Here is a 14,213-nt window from a genome sequence, read left to right on the forward strand (position 1 = left end):
AGCGTAACCGTTGTCTGCGCCCCACTCCGCTGATGGTGTGACGACGGCGGGGGTCAAGTTGGGTGGGTGCGGTGGGCGTGCCAGTAATCGCGGATGGCGAGGACGGCCTCGGGGACGTGGTGGTAGGCCCGGGCGAGGTGGGCACGCGCCTCGGGGTTCCCGGCGGTGAGGCGCTCGGCTTCCTCCTCGGCTTCGAGGGCGATGATCGGCAGCATGAAGGTAACGTGGTGGCCGGTCTCGAAGATCGGGCGCCACGCGGCGGGCCAGCGCTTGACGGCGAACATGAAGCCCGCGGCCCAGGGCTGGGCGATGACGGTGCCGTCCTCCTCGCGGAGGTAGAGCGGGCGCCAGCGCTGTCCACCGTCGAGGCGGAGCCCCTGCCGGACCGCGTTCATGTGCCCGATGACGGCCGAGATCGCGCCCAGGCCCATCGGGGTCTCGGGGAGGCTCGGGCCGAAGATCACTCGGAGCCAGTCCTCCATCGGCACGCGATCGGGACCGACGGCGATGGCGGCTGCGAAGCCGTCGATGGAGGTGACGCGCCAGTTCCGGCGGGCGATGTCGGGCTGGGATGCGAGCCAAGTGTCGAGGTCGTCGAGCGGCAGCGCTGGGATCCGCGCCCGGCGGCTCACGCGGCGGCCCGCGTGCCCGGGGCGGGGTGCCAGGGCAGGAGCGTGTCGAAGTTGGTGGCCCGGACCTCGCCCCGCACCACCTGCTCCAGTACGGCGGTGAGCCACGCCTCGGGGTCGCGGCCGTGCATCAGCGCGGTGCGGACGAGTGTGGTCGCGACCGCCCAGTTCGCGCCCCCACCCTCGCTGCCCGCGAACAGCGCCGCCTTGCGCGTAACGGCCACAGGCCGGATTTCGCGCTCCACCGTGTTGGTATCCAACTCGAGGGTGCCGTCGTCGAGGAACCGCACGGGCCCGCTCCAGTGGCGCAAGCCGTAGCGGATGTGCTCGGCGAGCTTGGAGCCGCGGCTGAGGGTGTCGAGCTGCGCCCGCATCCAGGTCTCGAGGGCGGCGATCCGGGGCGCGCTCCGCTCGCGGCGCGCGGCGAGGCGTTCCTCGGCGGGGCGGCCGCGGATCTCGCGCTCGATGTTGTAGAACTCGCCGATGCGCAGCAAGGCCTCCGCCGCGACCGGCGACTTCGTCCCAGCGTGCACCTCGAAGAAGCGCCGACGCAGATGCGCCCAGCAGCAGGCGAGCACGACCGATCCGTCGCGGCGCTCCCGTCCCATGGCCTTGAACCCGTCATAGCCGTCGACCTGCAGGGTGCCCCGGAAGCCCCGAAGGTGGGCGGCCGGGCGCTCGCCCTTGCGGTCGGGGGCGTAGAAGTAGGCGACGGCCGGTGGTGCCCGGCCGGCCCATGGTCGATCGTCCACCGCGTAGGCCCAGAGCGCCCCCTTGCGGGTCCTGCCGAGGCCGCGCTCGAGGGTAGGCAGCGGCGTGTCGTCAACGAACACCCGGGCCTGGCCCCGGACGTGGGCGAGAACCCGTTCGTAGAGGGGCCGCAGCCACCAGCAGGCGGCTCCCACCCAGTCGCAGAGGGTCGAGCGGTCGAGGGTGACCCCGCTCCGGCGGAGGATCCCGGCTTGGCGGTAGAGGGGCAACCCGTCGCCGTACTTCGCGACGAGGACGTGGGCCAGCAGCGCCTCGGTCGGCAGCCCGCGGGCGACTGCGTGCTCCGGCGCGGGCGCCTGGTGGACGCCCCTGGCACACCCCCGGCAGGCGAGGCGCGGCCGGATGGTGACGAGGACGCGCAGCCTCGCAGGCACGACGTCGAGCCGTTCCGACCGGTCCTCGCCGACCCGGTGCATGTCCCTCCCGCAGCAGGGGCAGGCACGGCTCGGCAGGTCGACGACGCGCTCCACGCGTTCGAGGTGGGGCGGTAGCGAGCCGCGGTTCCGGCGTGCCGGGGCGCGTCCTCCACCTCCCTCCCGGCGCGGCGCGTCGTTCGCCGGCGGCGGGGGCGGTGGTTCACGGCCGAGCGAGAGGGCGAGCTGGCCCGGGTCGACGCGCTCGGTACTCGCCCCGAACCGCGCGCGATTGGCGGCGTGCAGCATGCTCTCGAGATGGGCGATGCGGGCCTCGGCGGCTGCGAGCGCGGCGCGCAGGAGCAGCACCTCCTCTGTCTCCGCTCCGCGCTCGTCGGGTGGCGTCGTCACGCGCGAATCGTCGCAAGTCCCGCCGCGTCGGCGCAAGCGAAACCTGCGCTACGCTGCGCTCGGCCGCCAGACGCGCTGCGGGTTCCTCCAATCAATTCCCTCGAGAAGCATCGAAGTCTGTGCCGCTGACAGCGCGATCCGGCCCGTATTCGTCACCGGCCACGGGAAGTGGCCCCGCTCCAGCCGTTTCTGGAATAGGCACAGGCCCTGCCCATCGTGCCAGATGCATTTCACCAGCCGACCGCGACGGCCCCGGAAGAGGTAGACGGCGCCCGAGAACGGGTCATCGCCGAAGGTCGACTGCACCAGCGCGGCGAGCCCATCCATGCCGCGCCTCACATCCGTCACGCCGCAGGCGAGGTAGACGCGCGTGCCGGTCGCAGGACCGATCATCGCTCCTCCAGCGCCGCGAGTACGCGCCGTAGCGCGGCCTCGTCCACGGCAGCATCCACCCGCAGGACGGCGCCGCCCGGCAACGCGATCTCGATCCCGCCCGTCCCCGACGCGGGCTCGGTCGACGTCGGTGGACTTGCGGTAGCGGGCGACACGGCAGCGGCCGCCTCCACCGCAACCGCAGGAAGCCGAGGCGAGGACGAGGCCGGCGCAACCGCGGTGAGGAACTCGCGCCGCCACGTGTAGAGCAGACCCGTCCCGATCCCCGCCCTGCGTGCGACCTCCTTGGCCACGACACCGGGCTGCATCGCCTCTGCCACGATCCGCAACTTCTGCTCCGGGGTCCAGCGCCGTCGCCGCTCCCCGCGCGTCACCACTTCGACGAACTCCGTCCGAGCACTCATACGATCACTCGTATGAGTGCTCGCAGACACGCTCTCCATCAGGTCGCCATCCACCGCTCGCCCTCCCATCAGGAAAGCAGACCTCAGCGGTTCAGCCCCGATCCTCAACCGTGGGGTTCAGACGACGGATACGCCTTCCCGTCGCGGCCGGTGCGGATGATCGTGCCCTTCCCGGCGGGCGGGACGACCGACCTCATCGGATTTGTCAGCACTCGCGCCAAGACGGGCTGGGGGCGGGCCTTGTGCGCCAAGCCGTCCTACGCCGCTCGCAGAATGGCGAGTGCTGCAGTCGCGCGACGGAGGTGAAGCAGGCGTCGACGGTTGGCGGGAACGTGCTGGGCGTGGCGGGAGCGGGTACGGAGATGGCTGCGCAACTCGTCGTAGCCTCGGCAGAACCGCGCGGCCGCCTCGAAGGCCCCGAACCCTCGCATACATCGGATCCGCCCATTGATGCCCCGGTGGTCCTGCTCCAGCCTGTTGTTCTTGTAAGCGCTGGTCCGGTGCTTCACGTCTCGGCCCAGCGTCGAGCGGATTGCACGGAGGTAGGGTCGGTGACCGTCCGTGGTGACGCGTTCAGGTGTCATGCCCGTAGCCGACTTTGCTGAGCGGAAGAACGCCTTCGCGGCCGCCATGTCCCGGTGCTCGCTCAGCACCGTGTCGACCAAGTCGCCACGGCGGTCGATGGCGCGGTAGAGGAAGCACCAGCGCCCACGGACCCGCAGGTAGGTTTCGTCCTCGTGCCAGGAGCGGCGGCCAGCTCCGCCCTTGCCACGGCGGCGCTGTCGGAGTTCGTCCGCCAGAACCGGCGTGAGCTTCGCCTCCCAGTCCCGGACGGCCTCATGGCTGAACACGAAGCCGCGCTGGAGAAACATCGCGGCCAGGTCGCGCAGGGTCAGCCGGTAGCGTAGCCGCCACAAGACCACCAACGCGATCACGTCGGAGGGATACTGGGTGCGGTTCAGCAGCCCGCCGCTGCGCTCATTGTACCCCTTGCGGCACTCGCGGCAGCGGAACCGGCGGTAGCCCCGGGCCGTGCGCTCCGGCCGCTCCGCCAAGGCCGCGGAGCCGCGGGCCACACAGTCCATCCCCAATCCCCATCCTATCGGATCGGGAGCCTACCAGCCTTACCCCGGCCGGCCATACGCAACCCTTGGCGCAAGACCTGACAGAACCCTTCACCGGGAAGCGCCCGGTGGCGGCAACGGCAGCCGCAAGGAGGGTTTTGTCCCCCGTGAGGCGTCGAGCGCCTCGCGGAGGATCTCGACCTCCATCGTCTTGCGACCCAGCAGACGCTCGAGCTCCCGGACCTTCAGCTCGAGTTCACGGACGCGGCTGGCCGCGACGACGTCCTCGTCCGCCCGGACCGCCTCGAGGCCACCCTCGGCCATGCGCCGCCTCCATCCGAAGAGAAGGCTGGGAGAGACGCCGTGGAGCCTGGCAACGGCCGAGACCGTCATGCCGGACCGGGTCGTCTGCTCGACCAGCCGGACCCTCTCCTCGGCAGAGTAGCATCTCCGGCGCTCGCGGCCGGTGATGATTTCGACACGCTCGACAGGCTTGGACATAGGCGCACGCCTCGGCTTCCACCTAGGCCCTCACGGTTGCGCCGGGTGTCCGGTCGAAACAGGGGGCGCTCCAGCGCCAGACCCGGAAGGCCTTGGCGCGAGAGCGGCGGTGCTGGGCAGCGGTCATCAGATGCCGCCGTGGCCGGAAATGACCGAAGATCATCGCGTGTGCCGAGAGGAAGCGCTGTGCCTGGTCCGGTGACTTGAAGCGCTGCATCTGCCGCTCTCGCCGGCGCATCGGCCGGTGCGAGTTCTCGGCGCGGTTATTGAGATGGCGGCTCACCCGATGCCGAACCTCTGGCATCAGCTCGCGATGCGCAACGCCGTAGCTGCGTAGCCCGTCGGTCACGAGGCGCTTCGGCTTGTACTTCAGCCCGACCAGCAGGCGCCTGAGGAACCGCTTCGCCGCACTCGCATTCCTGCGCGGCTGCACGAGGATATCGAGTTCCACGCCATGCTCATCCACGGCCCGCCAGAGGTAGTGCAGCTCGCCGTTGATCCTCAGAAAGACCTCATCCAAGTGCCAGGTGTCCCCCGGCCGCGGCCGTCGCTTGCGCAGTTTGCCGGCGAAATCGGCCCCGAACTTCAGGACCCAGCGGCGGATGCTCTCGTGCGTGACGGCGATGCCCCGTTTAGCGAGGATCAGCTCGATGTCACGCAGGCTGAGGCTGAAGAGGTGATGGAGCCACACCGCGTGCCGGATGACCTCGGCCGGGAAGCAGTAGCCGGGGTAGGTGGCGGGCTCTGGCGTCATCCCGCCAGCTTCGCCCGGCCTCTTCGTTCCGGCTACAGGCCATCAAAGTCGCAATGCCCTCTGCCGTCCTCCGGACCCCTCTACCCGCGGGGAGACCCCCTCCGACCCATTCCGTTGACGCCCAGGGGCCGAGAGTTCGGAACAGCGGGGCTGGTGCAGGACGATGGGTGCAGCCCACGACGATGGTCAGGCTGCCGACGCGACGGGGAGGCCGGCACGGGCGATGCGATCGAGGGCTTCCTCGATGTCGGCCTCCGGCGCGGTGACGCTGATCCGCAGGTGACCGGTGCCGGCCGCGCCGAAAGCTGAGCCAGGGAGCGTCGAAACGTCCAGGTCCTCCAGCCAGCGCGCCGCGACGAGGCGGTCGTCGGCGTCCACGCGGGGAAAGAGGTAAAAGCTCGCATCGGGGGCGATGCAGGCGATACCGGGGATCGCGCTCAACCGCTCGGCCGCACGAAGTTGTCGGGCACGGAAGCGGGCGCGGGTGCCCGGGACGAGTTCGGCCTCCAGCGCCAGTGCCGCGAGCCCCGCGGCCTGCACGAAGCCCGGCACGCAGTAAACGGAATGCTGCATGAAGCGCTGGACGGCCTTCGCCGTCCCGGGCGGCATGCCGAGGAAACCGAGGCGCCAGCCCGTCATCCCGAAGGTTTTCGAGAAGCTGTCCACGACGAAGGTCCGCGCCTGCCCCGCCGGTGTCGCGTGCGGCCGGGCGAAGGATGGTGCGTGGACGAGGTCGGCATAGACCTGGTCGAAGATCACCCAGAGGTCGTGGCGCTCCGCGACCGCCATCACCGCCGCGAGGTCCTCGGCGCCGATGGTGCGCCCCGTCGGGTTCACCGGGGAGTTCAGAATGATCGCGACGGTCCGCGGGGTGACGACGGCGGCCAGCCGTTCCGGGTCCACCCGGTCCAGCATCGGCAGGGCTACCGGCACGCCGCCGCAGAGGCGCACGCAGGGTTCGTATGAGACCCAGCCGGGGGCGGGCACGATCACCTCGTTCCCTGCCTCGACGGTGCCCATCAGCGCGGCGAGGAGGGCGAACTTCCCGCCGGGCGTGACAAGAATATCTCCCTCCCCATAGGCCGAGCGGGCGCGCGCATTCTCCCGCGCCGCCAGCGCTTCGCGCAGAGCGGGTACGCCGGGCGCGGGCGCATAGCGCGTGTCGCCGGCGAGGATGGCGCGGTGCGCGGCTTCGACGATCCGCGGATCGGTCGGGATGCCCGGGTCGCCGGAGTTGAGCGCGAGGATGCGGCGCCCTGCGGCGCGGGCGGCGCGCACGCGCTCCGTCATCTCGACGGTGGCGGAGGGCCTGAGCCCCGCGACGCGGCCGGCCAGGGGACGCGGCATCAGGAACGGTCCAGGCGCAGGTTCGCCCGCGCCGCGACGTCGCGATAGGTCGCGAGCTCGGAGGCGATGAAGGCGGCCGTCGAGGCCGGCGTGCTGTCGGAGACCGCGTCGATGCCGGCAGCCGCCAGACGCTCCTTCACCGCGGGTTCCGCCATCGCCTCGTTGGCGGCGGCGTTCAGGCGCGTGCCGACCTCCGCCGGCAGCCCGCGCGGGCCGAGCAGGATGTTCCAGGTGGAAGTCCGGAAACCCGGCAGGCCGGATTCGGCCATCGTTGGGACGTCCGGCACGGAAGAGTGCCGGACCGCGGTGGAGACGGCGATGATCCGGAACAGCCCGTCGCGCGCGGAGGGCGCGAGGGAGCCGAGCGATTCCCAGGCATAGTCCAGCTCGCCCTTCGTCAGCGCCTCCACGAGCGCCGAGCCGCCGCGGTAGTGCACGGGCTCCGCACGAAGGCCGCCGGCGCTGATGGCCATGAGTTCGCCCGTCAGGTGCCCGATACCCGCGGCGCCGGAGGTGCCCCATGAGGCGCGGCCGGGCCGCGCGCGGAGGTCCGCCAGCAGCGAGGCGACATCCCGGTGCGGCGACCCGTTGGGAACGGCGAGGGCCAGCGGCGACTGGCCGAGGAGGGCGATCGCGGAGAAGTCGGCGACGGGATCGTAGGGAATGGTGCTCGGCTGCGTTGCCGGGATGGTCGCGTGGGTGGACGGCGTCGCGATCAGCAGGGCGTGGCCGTCGGGCGTAGCACGGCGCACGGCCTCGCTGCCGATGGCGCCACCGGCCCCGCCGCGGTTCTCCACGACGATGCGGGCCTGCGGGCCCAGACGCGGCGCGACCCGATCTGCGAGCAGCCGTCCCAGCAGGTCTGCCGAACCGCCGGCAAGGAAGGGCACCACGAGCGTGATGGGGCGCGATGGCCAGGCCACGGCCTGCGCCGTCCCCTGCGCGGTGGCGCGCGCGACGGGTGCTGCGGTGGCGGCGGCGAGAACGGTGCGGCGGAGCATCTTGGGGCCTGTCTTCTGCCCTCCGAGCCTGCCCCCCAGCGCGCTGTCTGGAAAGAGTGTCGCCAAGCGGCACCGCCCTGCGGGCAGCGCGGCTGTTCGCACCGTCCGGATCGCAGGAACCTCCACCTCCTGTCGGACCGACCCGCCACGGGTCCAGCACGCCGCTCGTCGAACTGGTTGAGGCTGCTGGGCCGGGACAAGAGGTACCAGGACCGTCCGCCTCCCCATATCGAGGCGCGCCCTTGAGTTCGCCGCCGCCTTCCCGCACTCCTCCGTGGATCGCGGCACGGAACGATCGATGGACCATCCTGAACCCAGCACGCATGCCCGGCTCGCATCCGAGCGCTACGGCGGCGTCGAGGTCCCGCGCGCGCTCGCCGCGAATGACGTGGTGGCTGTCATGCTGAACCACCGCTCGGTCCGGGCCTACCTTGCGGACCGGCTTTCGGAAGGGACGCTCGAGACCCTCGTCGCCGCGGCGCAGTCTGCCCCGACCTCGTCCAACATGCAGGCCTGGAGCGTCGTCGCGGTCCAGGACGAGGAGCGGCGGGCCCGGCTCGCGGAACTCTCCGCCCGGCAGGACTTCATACGGAAGGCTCCGTTGTTCCTGTGCTGGATCGCCGACCTGTCCCGGCTGCAGCGGGTCGGTGAGGCGATTGGGACGCGGTTCGAGGGGCTGGACTACCTCGAGTCCTTCATGGTCGCCCTCGCCGATGCGGCCTTCGCTGCGCAGAACGCCGTGGTCGCGGCCGCGTCGCTCGGGCTCGGGACCGTGTATGTCGGCTCGCTTCGGAACAGGCCGGACGACGTCGCGGCGGTGCTCGAGCTTCCCCCCAACGCGGTCGCGGTGTTCGGCCTCTGCGTCGGCTACGCCGACCCGGCCGTGCCCACCGCGATCAAGCCTCGCCTGCCGCAATCCGTCGTCCTGCACCGAGAGACCTACGACGTCGGCGCCGAGCCGGCAGGGATCCGGCACTACGACGGAGCGCTCGACGGCTTCACGGCGCGCACGGGCCAGGCGCGTACCACCTGGACGGTCCGGATGCTGAACCGCGTCGGCCGCGCCGGGAATCTCGGCGGACGCGACCGGATGTCGGAGGTGCTGAGGGCGCTCGGGCTCGGCCTTCGCTGACGCGGGGGGCGGAGGCGGGTGTCATGGCGGCCCCCAGAGGTGCCTCAAGGCACCCGCCTCCCCGAAGACCGGGTCCTCCGCGGGCAGCGGCACGGCCGCGATCGCGCCGAGGGCGGCGGCGTGCTCTCCCGGCGAGCCGCGGCGTATGTCGTAATCGCCGCCTCCGGGATAGGCGCCGACGACGAGGAGGTCGGACGTGCCGCCCGCCTTGCGGTGGACGACTCCGGCAGGGATGACCACCACGTCACCGGCCCGGACCGCCACCTCGCGACCGGTAGGGGCGCCGAAGGCGACGTGGATCTTGCCGGCCAAGACCCCGAGCACCTCGTGCGCGATGCTGTGGACGTGGTCGCAGGGAAAGATCCCGTCCCACCAGGCGTTGGACCAGCCATGGGCCGCGAATGTAGCTTCCATCGCAGCCGCATCCGGAAGCAGGAAAGGGCGATAGATGGCGAGCGGCAGCCGGGAGTTCGGGAAGCGGCCGTCATCACGGAAGCGGTGGGTCTCTGGCTCGGTCATGCCGCGGGAACGCCCGCAGCGGGCGCTGGATGCCAGATGGACCTCGAAGGCCAGGCGGAGACGGCGTTGGGCTGGAGCGACCGATGGCCGCGCGACACAGGCGCGGCGCTTGCGTCCATCCCGGGCTGGCGCGACATCTTGCCTTGCGAGAGGCTGGCGGACGCTCTCGCAGAGTTCTTCGCGCGGGGGGAAGTATCGGGATGACGGGTTTCGCAGGTCAGCGCGTGCTGGTGGCGGGTGGCAGCAGGGGGATCGGTCGTGCCATCGCGCTCTCCTTCGCGCGGGCCGGGGCCGCGGTCTCGATCTGCGCTCGCGGTGCGGAGATGCTGGAAGCAACGCGTGCCGAGGTTGCGGCGCTCGGGGTGATGGGTCACGCCCGGGCGACCGACCTCGCCGACCCGACCGCGATCACCGCCTGGGTTGCGGAGGCGGCGGATGCGCTTGGCGGCATCGACGTGCTCGTGAACAACGCGAGCGGCTTCGGGCCGCGCGACACGGAGGAGGACTGGGCCAAGGGCCTGAACGTGGACGTGCTGGCGACCGTCCGCGCCAGCCGCGAGGCCGCGCCGCACCTCCGCGCGGCGCGGGGCTCCATCATCAACGTCACCTCTATCTCGGGCTACCGGCCCTCGGCCCGCGGGCCTGCCTACGCCGCCGTCAAGGCCTTACTGGTGAACTACACGATGAGCCAGGCGGCGGCCTTCGCGAAGGACGGGGTGCGGGTGAACGCGGTGGCGCCGGGCTCGATCGAATTCCCGGGCGGGAGCTGGGAGGCGCGCAGGACGTCGGACCCCGCCCTGTACAACCAGATCTTGTCCTCCATCCCGTTCGGACGTCTCGGAACGCCGCAGGAAGTGGCGGACGTCGTTCTTTTCCTCGCAGGGCCCGCTGCGCGCTGGGTGACAGGGCAAACGATCATCGTAGACGGAGGACAGCTCCTCAGCTGATCCTGCCCGTGGGTGTGGTCGGGCTGCTGCGTGCGGCATCCACCTGCGGCTCCGGTCAAAGGGCTGTGTGAGGACAGGGCATGCCGGCGGAATGTCTTGCCCGCGAGCGGACTTCCGCTGCTCTGTGGCTGGTGTCCGTCGGCAATCCACCCATGCCCACCACTGACGAAGCCGGCGGTGTCGCTCCGGCTGCGCTCCTGGACGCAATCGTCATCGGTGCGGGGTTCTCGGGGCTGTACCAGCTGCACGCGCTTCGCGACCGCCTCGGGCTCTCCGTGCTCGCGCTGGAGGCCGCGGAAGGGGTCGGCGGAACTTGGTACTGGAACCGCTATCCCGGCGCGCGGTGCGATTCGGAGAGCTACTCATATTGCTTCACCTTCTCCGACGCGCTCGTGGCGGAGTGGGAGTGGTCGGAGCGTTACCCGGGGCAGGCGGAGGTCCTCCGCTACCTGAACTTCGTGGCGGACCGGCTCGACCTGCGCCGGAGCATCTGCTTCGGGGCTCGCGTCGTGTCGGCGGAGTACGACGAGCGGGCAAACCTCTGGCGCGTTCAGGGCGCGGATGGAGGGCAGCTCTCGGCCCGGTTCCTCATCACTGCCGTCGGATGTCTCTCCGCCGCGAACGTGCCAGACATTCCCGGCCTCGACACGTTCGGCGGCACGTGGCACCACACTGGGGCTTGGCCGCACGCGGGCGTAGTCTTCGCGGGCAAGCGGGTCGGGCTCATCGGCACGGGTTCGACAGGCATCCAGGCCGCGCCGGTGATCGCCGAAACAGCGGCGCACCTCACGGTTTTCCAGCGGACCGCGAACTACAGCGTGCCCGCGCGGAACGGACCCCTGACGCCCGAGTCCCGGCGGCATATTCGCGAGAACTGGGCTGCGATCCGCCGGACGATGCGCGAGACGACTAACGGTCACCCGTTCCGGATCGCCGACCGCTCGGCCCTGGAGGTCGGGCCGGAGGAGCGGGACACGCTGTACGAAGCCGCCTGGGCCAGGGGCGGGCTACAGTTCCGCGCGACATTCCGCGACGTGCTCACCGATCCCGCGGCGAACGAGACGGCCGCGTCCTTCATCAAGCGCAAGATCCGCGCGGTGGTGAGGTCCGAAGCGACGGCCGACATCCTCGCCGACATTGACCACCCCTACGCGGCAAAACGCCCGCCAATCGATACGGACTACTTCGAGACGTTCAACCGCGACAACGTGAGCCTCGTGGACCTGCGCGCCACGCCGGTCGAGCGGATCACGTCGGCGGGGATCCGGACGTCGGCAGGGGATCATCCGCTCGACATCATCGTCTTCGCGACGGGCTTCGACGCGATGACGGGGCCACTGCTGCGGTTGGGGCTGCGTGGGCGGGGCGGCATCTCGCTCCGGGAGGCCTGGGTTGAGGGACCGCGGAGCTATCTCGGGCTCGGCATCCCGGGCTTCCCAAACCTCTTCACGATCACCGGGCCGGGTAGCCCGTCCGTGCTGTGCAACATGCCCGTGCCGATCGAGCAGCACGTGGAGTGGATCGCCGACTGCATCGCCAACTTGCGCGCGAGTGGCGCGGAGCGGATCGAGGCGAAGCCGGAGGCCGCAGAGCAGTGGATGGAGGAGGTCGGCCGGGCGGCGAAAGCGACGCTACTGCCGCAGGCCTCGAGTTCCTGGTACCTCGGCGCGAATGTGCCGGGCAAGCCGCGGGCGTTCATGCCCTATGCGGGTGGGATGACGCGCTACCGCGGGGTCTGCGACGAGGTCGCCGGGCGGGGATACGAGGGCTTCGCGCTGGCACGCTGAATCGTCCCGTCGATCGGGGTCAGGCGCGCCGTCAGCGGCTCCAGCCCTGCGCATGAGGAGCCTGATGCGCCCTTCCCCTGCGGGCCCGCCCCCGGACGAAGGGGCGGCCCGGCCTCGTCGAGCCGGTCACTCTCCACAACGCCGAAGACGGGTCCTGCGTGCCGCGGGAGAGGGCGCGCGGGCACCGGGACCTCATGAAGGCCGTCGGGCACGCATCCGCGATCGCGGCTGGTGTCGTTTTCCCATAATCGGGGTCACGACATAGGGCGGATGTGCATAAGCGCCGAACCGGGACCCCTCCGAATACCGCCCGCAAGTCGCCGATTTTGTGGCGAATCTTAGCGGGAGGGTGGGGTTCCGATCGGCGCCGATCGGGACCCCACTATCGAGTGGGTTCTCTGTATCGAATCAGCGCAATAGGCCGGATTTCGGTAGGGTCCCGCTTCGGCGCCTTTTCAATAACCGATGAATCACATCAGGCCCGCACAGCGCCAATCACGTCCCGATTCCAGGCCACCTGAAACAGGTCTAGGCCGGCAGGGCCGCGCTCCACGCGCTCGATGAGGCAGCCTGGAAGGGCGGTGGACGTGATCATCCCCACCCTGAATCAGGGCAGCGGGACCGTGTCGACCGGGACTTCCACGCAAAGCGCGGAAGAGCCACGAAAGCGGGGGAATCCCATGCCACCGGTCCGGCGCGTGGTGCGCCTTCTCACCGCCGATCCGTCCACGTTGTCTCCAGAGGAGCACGACTACCTCGGCCGCCTGCTCGCAAGCTCGGTGCCGTTGGCCTTGGCACGTGACCTCGCGTTGCGGTTCGCGGCCATCATACGCGAGCGCAAGGCCGACGATCTCGACCGCTGGCTCACCGAGGCGGCGGAAAGTGAGCTACGCTCGTTCGCCACAGGCCTGAAGCAGGATGAGGCGGCGGTCCGAGCCGCGCTGCAACTACCCTGGAGCAACGGACAGACCGAAGGCCAGATCACTCGGCTGAAGCTGATAAAGCAGCAGACGTTCGGGCGCGCCAAGCACGACCCCCTGCGCGCCCGCGTCCTGCAGTCCGCGTAGGACTTCGCCTCGCCCTACACCAGAAGCCGCGGAGAGCCCCGGTTCGGCGCTGGGACACACGCGGATGGGTAGCGCCTCAATCATCCGCCACAAGCCGTGTCAGAACGGCCGTTGCACTGGCCCTGAGCACCTCCGCCGCACGCTCCCCGCCCATGTAGGGCAGGCTGGACCAGGCACCATCGATCAGCAGGGCCATCGAATCGCCCACCGTCTCTGGGTCTCCAGCGCCTGCCGCGGCGGCCAGGGTCGAAAAGGCGTCACGCATGCGCCGCTTGTGGGCGGCGACGAGCTGGTGCGTCGGATGCTCGGGGTCGGGGAATTCCGCCTGCGCGAGGAGGAGCGGGCAGCCGCGGTACTCCGGCAGCTCGATCTTCCGCGCGACCGCCTCGACGAGGGCCCCGAGCTTCGCGGCAGACGTCGCGGCGCCGCCCGTCGCCTCCGCGAACCAGGCGTCGTAGGCGGCCGCATCCTCGTCGAGGATCGCCGCGACGAGCGCGTCCTTGCTCGGGTAGGCGCGGTAGAGGCTCATCTTCGTCGCCTCGGCGGCCCGGCACACCTCCTCGATGCCCGTGGCCCGGATGCCCTGCCGGTAGAACAGGTCCTTCGCCGCGGACTGGATCCGCTCAGCCGCCTTCGGGCGCGCAGCGGCGGTGCTCGACATGTCGCCTCCTCCTCGACCTGCCCGGATGGGGGGTCACGGAATCGCCTCTTGATGTTACTGACCGGTCACTTAACGTAAGGACGGACCGGTCGGTAACATCGGCCCCGGAGATAATGCATGCCCTCCCCCCATCGCAACCCCGGCTCCCCTGCCTCGGCCCTGGACCTCTGGTCCGCCTGGCTCGCCCGCCACGTCCCGCCCCCGCGTGCCGCGGCCGCCGCCGCACTTGCCATCATCGTCGGGACCGCCACCCCCGGCCTTGCACAGGGCAACGGCGCGCCGCCGCAGGTCACCGTGGCGGCGCCGCTCGCCCGCCAGGTCACCCAATGGGATGAGCACACTGCGCGCATCGAGCCGTCCAGCCGGGTCGAGGTGCGCCCCCGCGTTTCCGGGCAGGTCGCCGAGGTGCACTTCCGGGACGGCGCCCTCGTCCGCGCGGGCGACCTCCTCTTCACTCTCGACCCGCGGCCCT

14 protein-coding genes and 2 pseudogenes are annotated in these 14,213 nt (G+C 70.8%); 5 read left to right on the plus strand and 11 right to left on the minus strand.

Annotation, left to right across the window (positions count from 1 at the left end):
- Positions 1-53: 53 nt before the first annotated feature.
- From ACE7GA_RS00005 to ACE7GA_RS00045, 9 genes and pseudogenes are all read right to left on the minus strand, one after another.
- Positions 54-632, minus strand: coding sequence for a YecA family protein (locus ACE7GA_RS00005; protein WP_376093869.1), 579 nt, complete (start codon positions 630-632; stop codon positions 54-56).
- Positions 629-2,164 carry an IS66 family transposase gene (locus ACE7GA_RS00010; protein ID WP_376093872.1) on the minus strand — a complete coding sequence of 512 codons (1,536 nt, stop codon included), beginning with the start codon at positions 2,162-2,164 and terminating at the stop codon, positions 629-631. Before ACE7GA_RS00010 ends, ACE7GA_RS00005 begins: the two co-directional genes overlap by 4 nt.
- Positions 2,165-2,212: 48 nt before the next feature.
- Positions 2,213-2,557: an IS66 family insertion sequence element accessory protein TnpB gene (gene tnpB / locus ACE7GA_RS00015; RefSeq protein WP_376093875.1), complete on the minus strand. Its 345-nt coding sequence runs from the start codon at positions 2,555-2,557 to the stop codon at positions 2,213-2,215.
- Positions 2,554-2,961: a transposase gene (locus tag ACE7GA_RS00020; RefSeq protein ID WP_376093878.1), complete on the minus strand. Its 408-nt coding sequence runs from the start codon at positions 2,959-2,961 to the stop codon at positions 2,554-2,556. The genes tnpB and ACE7GA_RS00020 overlap by 4 nt, the downstream gene beginning before the upstream one ends.
- A gap of 257 nt (positions 2,962-3,218) precedes the next feature.
- Positions 3,219-4,046 carry an IS6 family transposase gene (locus tag ACE7GA_RS00025; protein ID WP_376093881.1) on the minus strand — a complete coding sequence of 276 codons (828 nt, stop codon included), beginning with the start codon at positions 4,044-4,046 and terminating at the stop codon, positions 3,219-3,221.
- Between the two features lie 88 nt (positions 4,047-4,134).
- A pseudogene (locus ACE7GA_RS00030) lies at positions 4,135-4,526 on the minus strand (transposase); the annotation flags it as partial.
- A gap of 22 nt (positions 4,527-4,548) precedes the next feature.
- The gene (locus ACE7GA_RS00035) at positions 4,549-5,280 is read right to left on the minus strand and encodes an IS6 family transposase (RefSeq protein ID WP_376093884.1); all 732 of its coding nucleotides are present in this window, start codon (positions 5,278-5,280) and stop codon (positions 4,549-4,551) included.
- A 186-nt stretch (positions 5,281-5,466) separates the two neighbouring features.
- Positions 5,467-6,627: a pyridoxal phosphate-dependent aminotransferase gene (locus ACE7GA_RS00040; RefSeq protein ID WP_376093887.1), complete on the minus strand. Its 1,161-nt coding sequence runs from the start codon at positions 6,625-6,627 to the stop codon at positions 5,467-5,469.
- Positions 6,627-7,628, minus strand: coding sequence for a Bug family tripartite tricarboxylate transporter substrate binding protein (locus tag ACE7GA_RS00045; protein WP_376093890.1), 1,002 nt, complete (start codon positions 7,626-7,628; stop codon positions 6,627-6,629). Before ACE7GA_RS00045 ends, ACE7GA_RS00040 begins: the two co-directional genes overlap by 1 nt.
- A 298-nt stretch (positions 7,629-7,926) precedes the next feature.
- Between ACE7GA_RS00045 and ACE7GA_RS00050 the strand changes: the two genes are divergently transcribed.
- Positions 7,927-8,760 carry an NADPH-dependent oxidoreductase gene (locus tag ACE7GA_RS00050; RefSeq protein ID WP_376093893.1) on the plus strand — a complete coding sequence of 278 codons (834 nt, stop codon included), beginning with the start codon at positions 7,927-7,929 and terminating at the stop codon, positions 8,758-8,760.
- 21 nt (positions 8,761-8,781) lie between these two features.
- Here the strand turns inward: ACE7GA_RS00050 and ACE7GA_RS00055 are convergent, their stop codons facing one another.
- On the minus strand, positions 8,782-9,279 hold the full coding sequence (locus ACE7GA_RS00055; protein WP_376093896.1) for a cupin domain-containing protein: 498 nt from the start codon (positions 9,277-9,279) through the stop codon (positions 8,782-8,784).
- Positions 9,280-9,479: 200 nt separating this feature from the next.
- Between ACE7GA_RS00055 and ACE7GA_RS00060 the strand changes: the two genes are divergently transcribed.
- From ACE7GA_RS00060 to ACE7GA_RS00070, 3 genes are all read left to right on the plus strand, one after another.
- Positions 9,480-10,226 (plus strand): SDR family NAD(P)-dependent oxidoreductase, encoded by a 747-nt coding sequence (locus tag ACE7GA_RS00060; RefSeq protein ID WP_376093899.1) that lies wholly within the window; start codon positions 9,480-9,482, stop codon positions 10,224-10,226.
- Positions 10,227-10,378: 152 nt separating this feature from the next.
- A complete protein-coding gene (locus ACE7GA_RS00065) occupies positions 10,379-12,013 on the plus strand; it encodes a flavin-containing monooxygenase (RefSeq protein ID WP_376093902.1) in 1,635 nt (544 codons plus the stop codon).
- A gap of 581 nt (positions 12,014-12,594) precedes the next feature.
- Positions 12,595-13,080, plus strand: a complete 486-nt coding sequence (locus ACE7GA_RS00070; protein ID WP_376093905.1) for a transposase — start codon at positions 12,595-12,597, stop codon at positions 13,078-13,080.
- A 76-nt stretch (positions 13,081-13,156) separates the two neighbouring features.
- Here ACE7GA_RS00070 and ACE7GA_RS00075 read toward each other — a convergent pair whose 3' ends face one another.
- Positions 13,157-13,741 carry a TetR/AcrR family transcriptional regulator gene (locus ACE7GA_RS00075; RefSeq protein ID WP_376093908.1) on the minus strand — a complete coding sequence of 195 codons (585 nt, stop codon included), beginning with the start codon at positions 13,739-13,741 and terminating at the stop codon, positions 13,157-13,159.
- Between the two features lie 117 nt (positions 13,742-13,858).
- On the opposite strand from ACE7GA_RS00075, the pseudogene ACE7GA_RS00080 reads away from it, so the two are divergent.
- A pseudogene (locus ACE7GA_RS00080) lies at positions 13,859-14,188 on the plus strand (biotin/lipoyl-binding protein); the annotation flags it as partial.
- Positions 14,189-14,213: the final 25 nt, after the last annotated feature.

This window comes from Roseomonas sp. CCTCC AB2023176, assembly GCF_042259275.1.
GTDB lineage: Bacteria > Pseudomonadota > Alphaproteobacteria > Acetobacterales > Acetobacteraceae > Roseomonas.

Excerpts from the sequence above, each read along its gene's own strand:
- tnpB (WP_376093875.1), bottom strand. The coding sequence starts at position 2,557 with ATGATCGGTCCTGCGACCGGCACGCGCGTCTACCTCGCCTGCGGCGTG.
- ACE7GA_RS00020 (WP_376093878.1), bottom strand. The coding sequence starts at position 2,961 with ATGAGTGCTCGGACGGAGTTCGTCGAAGTGGTGACGCGCGGGGAGCGG.
- ACE7GA_RS00025 (WP_376093881.1), bottom strand. The coding sequence starts at position 4,046 with ATGGACTGTGTGGCCCGCGGCTCCGCGGCCTTGGCGGAGCGGCCGGAG.
- ACE7GA_RS00035 (WP_376093884.1), bottom strand. The coding sequence starts at position 5,280 with ATGACGCCAGAGCCCGCCACCTACCCCGGCTACTGCTTCCCGGCCGAG.
- ACE7GA_RS00040 (WP_376093887.1), bottom strand. The coding sequence starts at position 6,627 with ATGCCGCGTCCCCTGGCCGGCCGCGTCGCGGGGCTCAGGCCCTCCGCC.
- ACE7GA_RS00045 (WP_376093890.1), bottom strand. The coding sequence starts at position 7,628 with ATGCTCCGCCGCACCGTTCTCGCCGCCGCCACCGCAGCACCCGTCGCG.
- ACE7GA_RS00050 (WP_376093893.1), top strand. The coding sequence starts at position 7,927 with ATGGACCATCCTGAACCCAGCACGCATGCCCGGCTCGCATCCGAGCGC.
- ACE7GA_RS00055 (WP_376093896.1), bottom strand. The coding sequence starts at position 9,279 with ATGACCGAGCCAGAGACCCACCGCTTCCGTGATGACGGCCGCTTCCCG.
- ACE7GA_RS00060 (WP_376093899.1), top strand. The coding sequence starts at position 9,480 with ATGACGGGTTTCGCAGGTCAGCGCGTGCTGGTGGCGGGTGGCAGCAGG.
- ACE7GA_RS00065 (WP_376093902.1), top strand. The coding sequence starts at position 10,379 with ATGCCCACCACTGACGAAGCCGGCGGTGTCGCTCCGGCTGCGCTCCTG.
- ACE7GA_RS00075 (WP_376093908.1), bottom strand. The coding sequence starts at position 13,741 with ATGTCGAGCACCGCCGCTGCGCGCCCGAAGGCGGCTGAGCGGATCCAG.